The sequence below is a fragment of the Pseudomonas abyssi genome, from assembly GCF_002307495.1.
GTDB lineage: Bacteria > Pseudomonadota > Gammaproteobacteria > Pseudomonadales > Pseudomonadaceae > Halopseudomonas > Halopseudomonas abyssi.
The window spans coordinates 157194-169714 of the sequence record NZ_NTMR01000019.1; the positions used below are offsets into that span (position 1 = coordinate 157194).

Genomic DNA, 12521 nt, shown 5'->3' on the forward strand with positions numbered 1-12521 from the left:
CGTCTAAACCTGGCTGCCGAGAAAGCGCCGCTCCCACGGCGTAATTTCATCCATAAAGCTCTGCAGCTCCATGCGCTTGCTGGCCAGGAAGCCGTCAACAAACTCGGCGCCGAACAGCTCACGCGCCAGCGTGCTGCGATCCAGCCGCAGGATGGCGTCGTGCAACGTGCCGGGCAGGGTCAGCTCGTCCGGCGCCTCGAACTCGCCTTGCGCCGGAGCAGATGGCTGGCACTGGTTGTCGATGCCATACAGTCCCGCCGCGAGCGAAGCAGCCACGCTCAGATAGGGGTTGGCGTCGGCGCCGGGCAGCCGGTTTTCGACACGGCGCGCTTCCGGGCCGCTGGCCGGAATGCGCAGGCCGGCGGAGCGGTTGTCGTGCGACCAGCACAGGTTGTTTGGCGATGCGTACGCGTGGAAGAAACGCTGGTAGGAGTTGATGTAGGGCGCCATCAGCAACGTCAGCTCGCCCATGCACTGCTGCAAGCCACCAATGAAGTGCCCGAAATGCGCCGTGGCCTCGCCGGTCGCCGCATCGGTAAAGATATTGTTGCCGCTCCCCTGCTCCACCACGCTCTGGTGAATGTGCATCGAGCAGCCGGGCACCCGCGCCAGCGGCTTGGCCATGCACACGGCAATCAGCCCGTGCTTGAGCGCGACTTCATGCAGAGCATGCTTGAACAGGAAGGTCTGATCGGCAATCAGCAGCGGATCACCATGGACAAAATTGATCTCGTACTGACTGACGCCCATCTCGTGCATAAAGGTATCGCGGGGAATGCCCAGCGCCGCCATGGTGTCGGCCAGCTCGTCGAAGAACGGCTTGAGGCCGCTGCTGGTGCTGACACTGAACGCGCCGTAACCGGCTTCGCGGCGGCCATCCAGCCCCACCGGTGGCTGGAACGGCTGGGTGTCGTCACGGTTGGGCTCAAACAGGAAGAATTCCAGCTCGGTCGCCACCACCGGCGCCCAACCGCGCTCGGCGTAACGTTCGACTACACGGCTCAGCAGCGCTCGAGTCGACAAGCCGGACAGCTGGCCGTCCAGCTCCACCGCTTCACAGATCGCCAGCGCACGCGGGCGCTCGATCCACGGCAGCACGTGCACCTGATCCAGCAGCGGGCGCAACACCAGATCGCCATCGTCGCTGCCGTAATACTGCGCCTCCGGGTAGCCACCCATCACACACTGCAGCAGCACCCCACGCGCCAACTGCAAACGGCGATCGGCCAAAAAGCCCTCGCCGGTCATGACCTTGCCACGGGGAATGCCGTTCAGGTCCGGGGTGACACACTCGACGTCGCCAACGCCGGCAAGACGTTCGGCAAGGGCTCCAAGGGATGCGGGGGCGTTCATGCGCTACTACCTGTGTTGGTTCAGGCCATTATGGCGTTGGCGGATCATACCCCATCCGCTGTATTAGAACGCGCAGCCGATAACCGAGCATGCTGGCGATGAATACCGCTTGAAAATTGAACGAACATTCATTCACAATTAATACTGTAGCGACCCTGCACGCGTTTACCGCCGCGGCGCTGCACAGCGATTCAGCCGATCAGACAATAACAATCAAGGAGTCCGGCATGTTCCAGCAGTGCCTTCGCGCCGCGCTTATGTGCGCGCTTCTCGCCCTTATCAGCGGCTGCCTGTCCAGCGGCGGTGGCGGCGGTAGCGCACCTGCCCCCACCGAGCCCAGCGCCAGCCGGGCAAACCCGGCCTACCTGCAGGCAATCGGTATTGGCGTATCCGATCTCGATGCTGCTGTTGCGCTTTATCGCGATGGTCTGGGCATGACCGAACGCCAGCGCCTGACCCGCGACAATCGCCTCGAGGTGGTCATGGAGTCTGCCGACAAGCGCGGTTCACTGGTGGTGTTGATGCAGTTCACCGACGGCGTCGGCCGCAATGTGCAGCAGAACCCCGGCAAGCTGGCGTTTTACGTCAAGGACCCGGCCGCCTTTGCCACCGCCTTTGCTACCGCAGGTGGACGCATCGTCGTGCCGCCGGCACCGCAACCCAGCGTCGGCAACGTGGTCGTCGGCTTTGGTCGGGATCAAGACAACAACCTGATCGAAATCGTTGGCCCCGCCGACGCCGCCCACTCCTATCTCAGCGCTATCGGTATCGGCGTATCCGATCTGGAAGCGGCGCGCGATATCTACGTCGACACCTTCGGCTTTGAGGAGGACCAGTTTCTCTCCATCCCCGGTCAATACGACGAGTACATCCTGACATCGCCCGTACCCGGCAGCTCCGCCCTGGTGCTAATGCACTGGACCAACGGCGCGCCCTATGACTATCAGGACAACCCGATCAAGCTGGAGCTGGCCAGCGCCGACCCCGCGCAGCTCGCCGACGGCATTGAAGACGCCAACCTGCCGGTCAACCAGGCGCCTGCGCCCAGTACCGATGCAGACCTGAACGGCGCCCTGGTTGGCTATGCCGAAGATGCCGACGGCACCCTGCTGGAACTGCGCCGCTCGATTCGGCCCTACCTGGCCGGCGCCGCTATTGGCGTCGACAATCTGGAGGCCGCCGTCACCTTCTACCAGGATGCACTGGGTATGCAGGAAGTGACGCGCCGCAGCCGCGACAACCGCGATGAAGTGGTATTGCGCTCGGCCGACAACAAGGGCTCGCAGATCATTCTGATGGGCTTTACCGACGGCGAGCCGCGAGACTACCAACGCAACCCTGGCAAACTGGTGTTCTACGCCCGCGACCCGAACGCCTTTGCGCAGTCTATCCGCGATGCCGGCGGCGTGATTCTGGTTGAGCCCGTGGATCAGGGCCCGGCCCTGGGTAACGCCGTGGTCGGCTTTGGTCGCGACCTGGACAACAACCTGATCGAGATTGTCGGCGACAACGCCGCCACCGAATCCTGGTTCGGCGCCTTCGGCATCGGTGTCAGTGATCTGGCAGCAGCCAAGGCCTTCTACGCCGACACGCTGGGCTTCAAGGTCTCGCTGTTTTTGCCGATTCCCGGCCAGTACAACGAGTACATTTTGCAGGGCTATGGCGGCTCGGCGCTGGTACTGATGAACTGGACCAACGGCAGCCCGCGCAACTACACCGACAACCCGGTGAAGCTGGAAATCGGCAGCTTGTCACCGGAAGGCTTTCTGGAAACCATCGACGAGGCGGGCCAACGGGTTGATCAGCCGGTAGCGGAAGATGCTACTCGAGACGACGAGCTGGTCGGCTACGCCCGTGATGCCGACGGCACTGTGCTGGAGGTGCTGCTCGCGCCCTGGGGGCAAACAGCGCCGTAACGAAAAAAGGCCAGCTTTTCAGCTGGCCTTTTCACTTACCTCACCGACTCAGAAGCTCAGAGCGCGATCGCCCTGCTCATCCTTGATCCTGGTGGGCAGACCCATGTCGTTCAGCAGATTGATAAACGGCTTGGGGTCCAGCTCTTCGACGTTGACCATCTTGCCCGCATCCCAGGTGCCCTGGGCGATCAGGATGGCTGCGGCAACCGGCGGCACGCCGGCAGTGTAGGAAATACCCTGGCTGCCGACTTCGGCGTAGGCTTCGGCGTGATCGGCTACGTTGTAGATGAACACTTCCTTATCCTTGCCATCCTTCTTACCTTTGACCACATCACCGATGCAAGTCTTGCCGGCATAATCGGGTGCCAGTGACGACGGATCGGGCAGCACGGCCTTGACCACTTTCAGCGGAATCACTTCCAGGCCTTCGGCAGTGGTGACCGGCTGTTCGGACAGCAGACCGAGGTTTTTCAGCACGGTGAACACGTTGATGTAGTGCTCGCCAAAGCCCATCCAGAACCGCACGTTTGGCACGCCCAGGTTCTGCGACAGCGAGTGCACTTCGTCGTGACCGGTCATATAGCTGGTCTGCGAGCCCACTACCGGCAGATCGTCGGTACGCTTGACCTCGAACATCTTGTTGCTGGTCCACTGGCTGTTCTGCCAGGACCACACCTGCCCGGTGAACTCACGGAAGTTGATTTCCGGGTCGAAGTTGGTGGCGAAGTACTTGCCGTGGCTGCCGGCGTTGATATCGATGATGTCGATTTCATCGACGCTATCGAAGTACTCGTTCACCGCAACAGCGGCGTAAGCATTGACCACGCCCGGATCAAACCCCACGCCCAGCACCGCAGTAATGCCCTTCTCGGCGCACAGTTCCTTGCGCTTCCACTCGTAGTTGGCGTACCACGGCGGGGTTTCACAGATCTTGTCCGGCTCTTCGTGAATGGCGGTATCCAGGTAGGCAGCACCGGTCTCGATGCAGGCCTGCAGTACCGACATATTGATGAAAGCCGATCCGACATTGATCACCAGTTGCGACTGTGTCTTGTCAATCAACGCCTTGGTGGCCTCGATATCGAGGGCATTCAGGGCATGGGCTTGCAATTCACCGGCAACCTTGAGGCTGCCCTTTTCCTTCACGCTGTCGACGATGGCCTGACACTTCTCGGCGGTACGCGACGCGATATGGATGTTACCCAGCACGTCATTGTGCTGGGCGCATTTGTGTGCGACCACCTGGGCCACACCACCGGCACCAATAATCAGAACGTTTTTCTTCATTTCTCTTCCTCGAAACGCCTCCTTGGAAAGGCTGGGTAGGTTATGCCTCAGGAGAGGCTGTCCAGGTAATCCTGGAATCCGAACTCGCGCACCAGTTTCACCGAGCCATCAAGCTCCCTGATTGCAATGGCGGGCATATTGACGCCGTTGAACCAGTTCTTCTTGACCATGGTGTAACCGGCCGCATCAATAAAGGACAGGCGATCGCCGATCTTCAGCTCGCTGTCAAAATTGAATTCGCCGAAGATGTCGCCAGCCAGACACGACTTGCCACACACCATGTACTGGTGCGGGCCATCGCAGGGCTCCATCTTGGCCTCCTGACGGTAGATCAGCAGATCGAGCATGTGTGCTTCGATCGAGCTGTCGACCACGGCCAGCTGCTTGCCGTTATAGAGGGTGTCGAGCACAGTCACTTCGAGCGAAGTGCTCAGGGTAATGGCGGCCTCGCCGGGCTCCAGGTAAACCTGAACGCCGTAGCGCTCGGAGAATGCCTTGAGGCGGGCGCAGAAACGATCCAGCGGGTAACCCTCGCCGGTAAAGTGGATACCGCCGCCCAGACTGACCCAGCTCACCTGCTCAAGCAGGTGGCCGAAACGCTCTTCGATCTGTCCGAGCATCTGGTCGAACAGCTCAAAATCGCCGTTCTCGCAGTTGTTGTGAATCATGAAGCCGGAGATCAAAGGCAACACGGCCTCGATCTTGGCGGCGTCCCACTCGCCCAGACGGCTGAACGGACGGGCCGGGTCAGCAATCAGGAAGTCCGAGCTGCTGACGCCGGGGTTCAGGCGCAGCCCGCGCACGGTGTCGGCCGAGACCTCGCTGAAACGGGTCAGCTGACTGATGGAGTTGAAGATGATCTTGTCCGAATGCGCCAGGACGTCGTCAATCTCGTCATCGGCATAGGCCACGCTGTAGGCATGCGTCTCTCCCGGGAACTTGATCTTGCCAAGTTTCACTTCATTCAGGGAGGAGGAGGTAGTGCCGTCCATGTACTGACTCATGAAGTCGAACACGGACCAGGTAGCAAAGCATTTGAGTGCGAGCAGGGCCTTGGCGCCGGAGTGTTCACGCACGTAGGCGATCTTCTCCATGTTGCGTTCAAGTTTGCTCTTGTCGATGAGATAGTACGGCGTTTTGATCAATTCGGTCATACCCTCCAGCTGCCAACGCCCGGTGCCCGGGCAAGTGAAAGCGCGAAATTATAAATTAACGTTCTCTGCGTCGATAGAAGAAACGACCACTTCAGCCTACAACGGCAATGCTTCAATTTCACGTCAACGGGCGACGCCATGCACACAATGCATTGATAGACCAACAAAAATGCATTAGCCAAATCCCTCTCTCTGTTTCTATAGTGATGAGTAGCCGTCATCTACGGCCCATACAACAACAACGCCGCCCAACCGGGAGACCCCAATGCGCACACGCCACTTTCTATCCGGGGCGCTGGCCGCTGCCATCAGCCTGACCGTCACCGCCGCCCCCAGTCCCAATCCTGCAACCGACACCACGGCGGCTACCAACCATGCCGTGCTGGACAACCTGCCCTTCGCCGACCGGCAGGCATTTGAAGACGCCCGTCGCGGCTTTATTGCTCAATTACCTGATGGCAAGGTCACCAACGCCGACGGCTCGGTCGCCTGGGACATGAGTGAATATGACTTCCTTGATCAGGAAACCGCACCCGCCACGGTCAACCCCAGCCTGTGGCGTCAGGCCCAGCTCAACGCCATACACGGCCTGTTTGAAGTGACCGAAGGCATGTACCAGATCCGCGGCATGGATCTGGCCAACATGACCATCATTGAAGGTGACACCGGCCTGATCATCATTGACCCGCTGCTTTCCCCGTCCACCGCCAAGGCCGGTCTGGACCTGTACTACCAGAACCGCCCGCAAAAGCCGGTCGTCGCCGTGCTCTACACCCACAACCACGTCGACCACTGGGGCGGCGTCAAGGGCGTGACCAGCAATGAGGATGTCGCGGCGGGCAAAACCCATATCTATGCGCCGGCCGGTTTTATGGAACACGCCGTATCCGAGAATGTCATTGCCGGACCGGCCATGAGTCGCCGCGCAATCTACCAGTTCGGCGCCATGCTGCCGCCGGGCGAACGCGGCCACGTCGACACCGGTCTGGGCAAGGCGCTGTCCAAGGGCGAGCGTTCACTGATCGCACCGACCGATACCGTGCCGGACAACGGCACTCTGACCATCGATGGTGTAGAAATCGAGTTTCAGATGGCTCACGGCACCGAGGCCGAGTCCGAGATGATGATGTACTTCCCGGCATTCAAGGTCCTGAACACCGCGGAAATCACCAGCCAGCACATGCACAACGTGTATACCATTCGCGGTGCTGCCGTGCGCGACGCCAGCGCCTGGGCCCACTACATCGATGTAGCGCTGGAACGTTTCGGTGACCGCGCCGATATCGTGGTGGGTCAGCACCACTGGCCAATCTGGACCCAGGAAGATGCCAAACGCTTCCTGTCGGTACAGCGTGACATGTACAAATACCTGCACGATCAGTCCGTGCGCATGATCAACAAGGGCTACCTGCCGGGCGATATCGCCGAGCAGCTGAAACTGCCAGCCAGTCTGGACCAGCAATGGTACGCCCGCGGCTACTACGGCACCCTGCGCCACAACGCCAAAGCCATCTACCAGCGCTACATGGGCTGGTACGACGCCAACCCGGCCAACCTGAACCCGCTGCCACCGGTACAGAACGCCGCCAAAACCATCGACTACATGGGCGGCGCCGACAAGGTGATCGAGCAGGCACGCAAGGATTACGACAACGGCGAGTATCGCTGGGTCGCCAGCGTCATGAATCAGGTGGTCTTTGCCGACCCGAGCAATCAGGCCGCCCGCGAGCTGGGCGCCGATGCACTGGAACAACTGGGATATCAGGCTGAAGCCGGCACCTGGCGCGGAGCTTACCTGATGGGCGCTCAGGAACTGCGTAACGGCACCCTGCCGCCGACCGTCGGCTCGTTGTCGCCGGACGTGTTGCAAGCGCTGGATACCGGGATGTTCTTCGACCTGATGGGCGTACGCCTGGATGCAGCTAAGGCCGAAGGCAAGCATCTGGTAATCAACTGGCAGCTGACAGACACCGACGAGAACTACCGCTTGAACCTGGAGCACTCGACGCTGACCTATCGCGCCGATACTCAGGATGACAACGCACAGGCAACGGTCAGCATGACCCGCGATACGCTGGACCAGATCCTGCTGCGCCGCACCAGCTTCCCGGAAGCGGTCAAGGCTGGGCAAATCAGCATCAGCGGCGAGCCGAATGCCTTCTTCGGTCTGCTGCAAATGCTGGAAGTGCCCTCGGGAGACTTCCCGATCGTGACGCCGGTCAGCAACTAACCCGCAAACGCATCGCGTCCCCCTCTGGCCCCGCTCGCTTCAGGCGACCGGGGCCTTTTTCATCAAGGCTGCTGCAAAGCTCGCAAAACGCGCTCGGCAAAAAAGTCTCGCTGTTCGTTCAAGTCAAACAAGCCCGGCGCAAATAGCCAAGTCTGGGTTACGCCCATCAACTGGGTGTAAATCATCAGCGCCAGTTGCCCGGCTGACCGATCCGCGGGGATGTCGCCCTGCTGCTGGGCGTCTTCAACCAGGCCCTGCAGGGTCTCGATCATGCTTTGAGTCAGCCGCCGCTCACGCTCCAGCGTGGTCGACATGGCGTCAGTCAACTCGGTCTTGTTCAGCAGAATCTCAAAGGACTGCCGAAACCAGGCGTCCTCCACCAGCAGGGCAAACCAGTCACGAACAAAGGCGTCGATACGCACCAGCGCTGAGGTGCCGGCGCTGCGCGCCTGCGCAACCAGTTGCTCCAGCGGCTGTTGCGAGTAGGCCAGCACCGCTTCGAACAGGTCATCCTTGTTCTTGAAGTGCCAGTAAATGGGGCCACGACTGAAACCGGCTTCGGTACCAATCATCGCCAGAGTGGTGTTCGAGTAGCCATTGCGGCTGAACAGCGTCAGCGCGGCTTCTATAATTTTAAGGCGGGTTTTTTCCGCGTCTTCTTTGGTTCTGCGCATGGGTGTTCCAGCAAGAACTGCGGGAGCGTACTCCCGCAGCGATAAACCAACTCAGAGAGCGCCGTCAGCGGCCATCTGCATATACTCGGTATCGAACCGCAGCTTGATGCTAGCGGTATCACCTAGGGTCTTGCCATCAGGCATCGCGATGCCGACAAAGTCAGGCGAGTCAGCACCTTCGCCCAGCAACCCCTTCTCGAACGAGAACTGGCGAACGCTGTCCATCGCCTCGTAGGCCTCATCACTGCCAATAAAGGCGACGGCGTCAGCCGGTTGCCAGAACATCTTCATGCCGGCCAGCTGTGCTTCATACCCGGCCTGATCGGTCGCAGAAGCTTCGCCGAGGAACGCTCTGGCCTTCTGCCCCGCTTCGCTGTCGGTGCCCATTTCCGTCATCAGTTCGAACCAGGCACCGACCAGCGCCTTGCCCAGCGCGGGGTTGTCGCGCAGGGTTTCGGAGTTGACGATGGTCAGGTCCTTGATGTGACCCGGAATCTGACTGGAGTCGAACACACGGTTGGCACCCGGCTGGCTGAGGATTTCGTCCAGCAGCGGGTTCCAGGTCACCACGTTACGCACGTCTTCAGTGTTGTAAGCAGCGACCATATCGGCGTCGCTGGTGTTAACCACGGTCACATCGCTCTCGCTCAGACCAACCGAGTCGAGCGCGCGGGCCAGCAGATAATGCGACACCGACAGCTCAACCAGATTGACCTGCTGGCCTTTCATATCGGCGACGCTGGTGCTGTCCTTCATGACAATGCCGTCGTTGCCATTGGAGTAGTCGCCAACGATCAGCGCGGTGGTATCCACGCCACCGGCAGCGGGGATAGACAACGCGTCCATGCTGGTAGCTACTACACCATCAAACTGACCGGCGCTGTACTGGTTGATCGACTCGATGTAATCGTTGATCTGCACGATCTCGACGCTGATGCCGTACTTGTCGGCCCACTTTTTCATCAGACCTGACTCGTCAATGTACTTCCACGGAATCCAGCCAGCGTAGATGCTCCAGGCCAGTTTGAAGCTGTCTTTCTCTTCAGCCTGGGCTGCGGGAATCACGGCAACCGATGCCGCCAGTGCAATCATGGCGCCTGAAACAACCTGCTTGAAACGTCGTGCAAAAGGAACGGACTTTTTCATGGTTCAACTCCAGATGGTTTTCATTGGCAGTGAGGTGAAGTCTTGGCAAGAACGCAGCAGCAAGAACCGCGCCGTCGCCGGCGCGGCACCAACCTAAAAAAACTTCAGGTAGCGTTGCAGCTCCCAGTCGGAGACGTGGGTGTGATACTCGGTCCACTCCTGGCGCTTGAAGCTGACAAAGCTGTCGAACATCGCATCACCGAATACCGCGCGAGCCAGCGGGTCCGCCTCAAAGGCATCAATGGCTTCCCCGAGGGTCTGCGGCAGCAGCTCGATGTCCATCTCGCGAACTTGCTGGTCGGTGTAGTTGTACATGTTCTCGCGGTGCGGCTTGCCGGGGTCCATGCCTTCCCGGATGCCTTCCAGACCGGCAGCCAGCATCATCGCGGCACCAAGATAGGGGTTGCAGGCGATATCTGCCGCACGGCACTCGACCCGACCGCCTTGCGACGGGATGCGCAGCATGTTGGTGCGATTATTATTGCCATAGCAGACAAACACCGGCGCCCAGGTAGAGCCGGACATGCTGCCCTTGCGCACCAGGCGCTTGTAGCTGTTAACCGTCGGCGCAATCACCGCGCTGATCGCCTTGGCATGCTTCATCACACCGGCGATGAAGTGGTAGGCCATCTGCGTGACGCCGCAACCGTGAGTGTCCTCACCATTGGCAGGATCAAACAGGTTACGCCCGGTCTCGCGGTCCGCCAGCGACATGTTGTAGTGCGCACCGCTGCCGGTGCGGTTAGCCGACGGCTTGGGCATAAAGCTGGCAAAAGCGCCGTGCTTGCGCGCAATCTCGTTCGCCATCAAACGGAAGAACACCAAGCGGTCAGCCATGCCGAGGGCGTCGGTGTAGGTGAAGTCGGTCTCAAACTGGCCGTTGGCGTCTTCATGGTCAAAGGAGTAAACATCCCAGCCCATGGCATTCATGGCTTCGACCAGCTCGCCGACGATGGGCATGTTGTCCATCAGGCCGCGTGGATCGTAGCAGGGTTTGGCCAAGGTATCGCGGGCACTGATCGGCTCGAACCCGCCATCCTCTGAATCACGAAACAGGAAGAACTCGGTCTCGATCCCCAGGTTGAAGGTCAGGCCCATATCGGCGGCCTGCGCCACCTGACGCTTGAGGATATTGCGCGAGCAGGCTTCAAAGGGCGCGCCGTCCAGGTACAGGTCACTGGCGAACCAGGCCAGCTCAGGATTCCACGGACAGATGGTGGCAGTCGCAGAATCGGGCATGGTCGCCACTTCATTGTCGCTGATGTCCTGTGGAACACCGTCCAGCGCAGCCCCGGTGTAGAGCTCGGAGCCCTTCATCATCCGGTCCAGATGGTTGAGCGGTACAAACTTGCCCTTGATCACGCCATGCAGATCCACATAACCACCCAACGCATATTTAACGCCTTTGTCCTGCAGGGACTGCTTCAGTTGTTCGGTGCTCACTTGCTGACTCATGTTGCTACTCCGCTGATTCTGTCCGCACCCGCTGCGGCGCTTGGTATGAATCTTTCATTCAACATACATGCCAGCATGCATATTTAACTATTTCGCCGGCGTTACTTGCGCCTGATCTATTCGGCCGAATACAGCCGCCAACGAGGCTCACATGTCGCAATATCAAGCAGTTGAGAAGGTTTTCCGGGCAGGAGATGTGATCCTGCAGAGTGGTAAGGTGCTACGCGACACCTGCCTGAAGTACCTGCAGATAGGTGAACTGAACCCGTCACGGAACAACCTGATCGTGCTACCCACGTACTACGGTGGAACACACAGCGGTAATCTGCCCTTGATTGGTGCGCCCGGCCCGATCGACCCGGAACGCTACTGCATCCTGATACCCAACCTGCTGGGGAGCGGCCAGTCGACGTCACCCAGCAACGCGCACGAGAGCCAGCGCGGCCCGGAGTTTCCATCCGTCACGCTTTACGACAACGTTATGCTGCAGCGCCGGATGATTGAGCAGTGCTTTGAGGGGGCGACGATCCAGCTGGTGGCTGGCTGGTCGATGGGCGGCATGCAGGCCCTGCAATGGGGCTGCCTGTTTCCGCAGCAAGTAAAAAGGGTTGCCAGCATTTGCGCGACAGCGCGTTGCTGGCCGCACAATTACGTATTTCTGGAGGGTGTTAAAGCGGCACTGATGTGCGACAGCGCCTGGCAACAGGGGCGCTATCTTTCTCCCCCGACCACAGGGCTGGGAGCATTCGGACGAGTCTATGCCGGCTGGGCCTATAGCCAGGCGTTCTTTCGCCGAGAGCTGTATCGGGAGCTAGGCTTCGACTCCATCGATGCGCTGCTGCAGTACTGGGAAGACGACCACCAGGAACAGGACGCCAACAACCTGTTGAGCGTCCTGCATACGTGGCAGCATGGTGATATCAGCGCCAACGCCGTCTGGAATAGCAACTTCAGCGCAGCGTTGAGCGGAATTAAAGCCAAGTGCCTGATCATGCCAGGCAGCACTGACCTCTACTTCACTGCTGAGGATGCCAGCACCGAAGCGAAGCAAATACCCAATGCGAGGTTCACACCTCTGGAATCAGATTGGGGGCATTGCGCCGGAGCACCTGGGCGTAACGCCGCTGATACTGAGATGATTCTGGCTTCTCTGGCAGCATTAATGGCTGAAGAGTGAAAACCGGTATTTGTCGGCGCCGTCAGCACCCGGCCAGCCCACAGCAGAGCAAAACGTCCGATAGCGCAAGCGTGAAACCCACTGCTGCGTCGGAGAGTCTTTTCCGCACGCACAAAGAAGAACACCCTG

Annotated in this window: 9 protein-coding genes; 3 read left to right on the top strand and 6 right to left on the bottom strand. The window is 59.8% G+C overall.

The window, feature by feature from the left end; genetic code table 11:
- Nucleotides 1–3 precede the first annotated feature (3 nt).
- Entirely contained in the window at nt 4–1353 is a 1350-nt protein-coding gene (locus CNQ84_RS14815; protein WP_096005618.1) for a glutamine synthetase family protein, read from the bottom strand.
- Nucleotides 1354–1580: 227 nt separating this feature from the next.
- Between CNQ84_RS14815 and CNQ84_RS14820 the strand changes: the two genes are divergently transcribed.
- Nucleotides 1581–3269, top strand: a complete 1689-nt coding sequence (locus CNQ84_RS14820; protein WP_096005619.1) for a VOC family protein — start codon at nt 1581–1583, stop codon at nt 3267–3269.
- Nucleotides 3270–3317: 48 nt separating this feature from the next.
- Here CNQ84_RS14820 and CNQ84_RS14825 read toward each other — a convergent pair whose 3' ends face one another.
- Together CNQ84_RS14825 and CNQ84_RS14830 are read right to left on the bottom strand one after the other, a co-directional pair.
- Nucleotides 3318–4556: a saccharopine dehydrogenase family protein gene (locus tag CNQ84_RS14825; RefSeq protein WP_096005620.1), complete on the bottom strand. Its 1239-nt coding sequence runs from the start codon at nt 4554–4556 to the stop codon at nt 3318–3320.
- A 47-nt stretch (nt 4557–4603) separates the two neighbouring features.
- The gene (locus tag CNQ84_RS14830; protein ID WP_096005632.1) at nt 4604–5701 is read right to left on the bottom strand and encodes a carboxynorspermidine decarboxylase; all 1098 of its coding nucleotides are present in this window, start codon (nt 5699–5701) and stop codon (nt 4604–4606) included.
- Between the two features lie 274 nt (nt 5702–5975).
- On the opposite strand from CNQ84_RS14830, the gene CNQ84_RS14835 reads away from it, so the two are divergent.
- Entirely contained in the window at nt 5976–7940 is a 1965-nt protein-coding gene (locus CNQ84_RS14835) for an alkyl/aryl-sulfatase (protein ID WP_096005621.1), read from the top strand.
- 62 nt (nt 7941–8002) lie between these two features.
- Here CNQ84_RS14835 and CNQ84_RS14840 read toward each other — a convergent pair whose 3' ends face one another.
- From CNQ84_RS14840 to glnT, 3 genes are all read right to left on the bottom strand, one after another.
- Complete coding sequence (locus CNQ84_RS14840; RefSeq protein WP_096005622.1) at nt 8003–8614, bottom strand: TetR family transcriptional regulator; 612 nt, start codon at nt 8612–8614, stop codon at nt 8003–8005.
- 51 nt (nt 8615–8665) lie between these two features.
- Nucleotides 8666–9760 (bottom strand): putative urea ABC transporter substrate-binding protein, encoded by a 1095-nt coding sequence (locus CNQ84_RS14845; RefSeq protein ID WP_245841417.1) that lies wholly within the window; start codon nt 9758–9760, stop codon nt 8666–8668.
- Nucleotides 9761–9853: 93 nt separating this feature from the next.
- On the bottom strand, nt 9854–11215 hold the full coding sequence (gene glnT, locus CNQ84_RS14850; RefSeq protein ID WP_096005623.1) for a type III glutamate--ammonia ligase: 1362 nt from the start codon (nt 11213–11215) through the stop codon (nt 9854–9856).
- 151 nt (nt 11216–11366) lie between these two features.
- On the opposite strand from glnT, the gene CNQ84_RS14855 reads away from it, so the two are divergent.
- The gene (locus CNQ84_RS14855) at nt 11367–12392 is read left to right on the top strand and encodes an alpha/beta fold hydrolase (protein ID WP_096005624.1); all 1026 of its coding nucleotides are present in this window, start codon (nt 11367–11369) and stop codon (nt 12390–12392) included.
- The last annotated feature ends 129 nt before the right edge of the window (nt 12393–12521 follow it).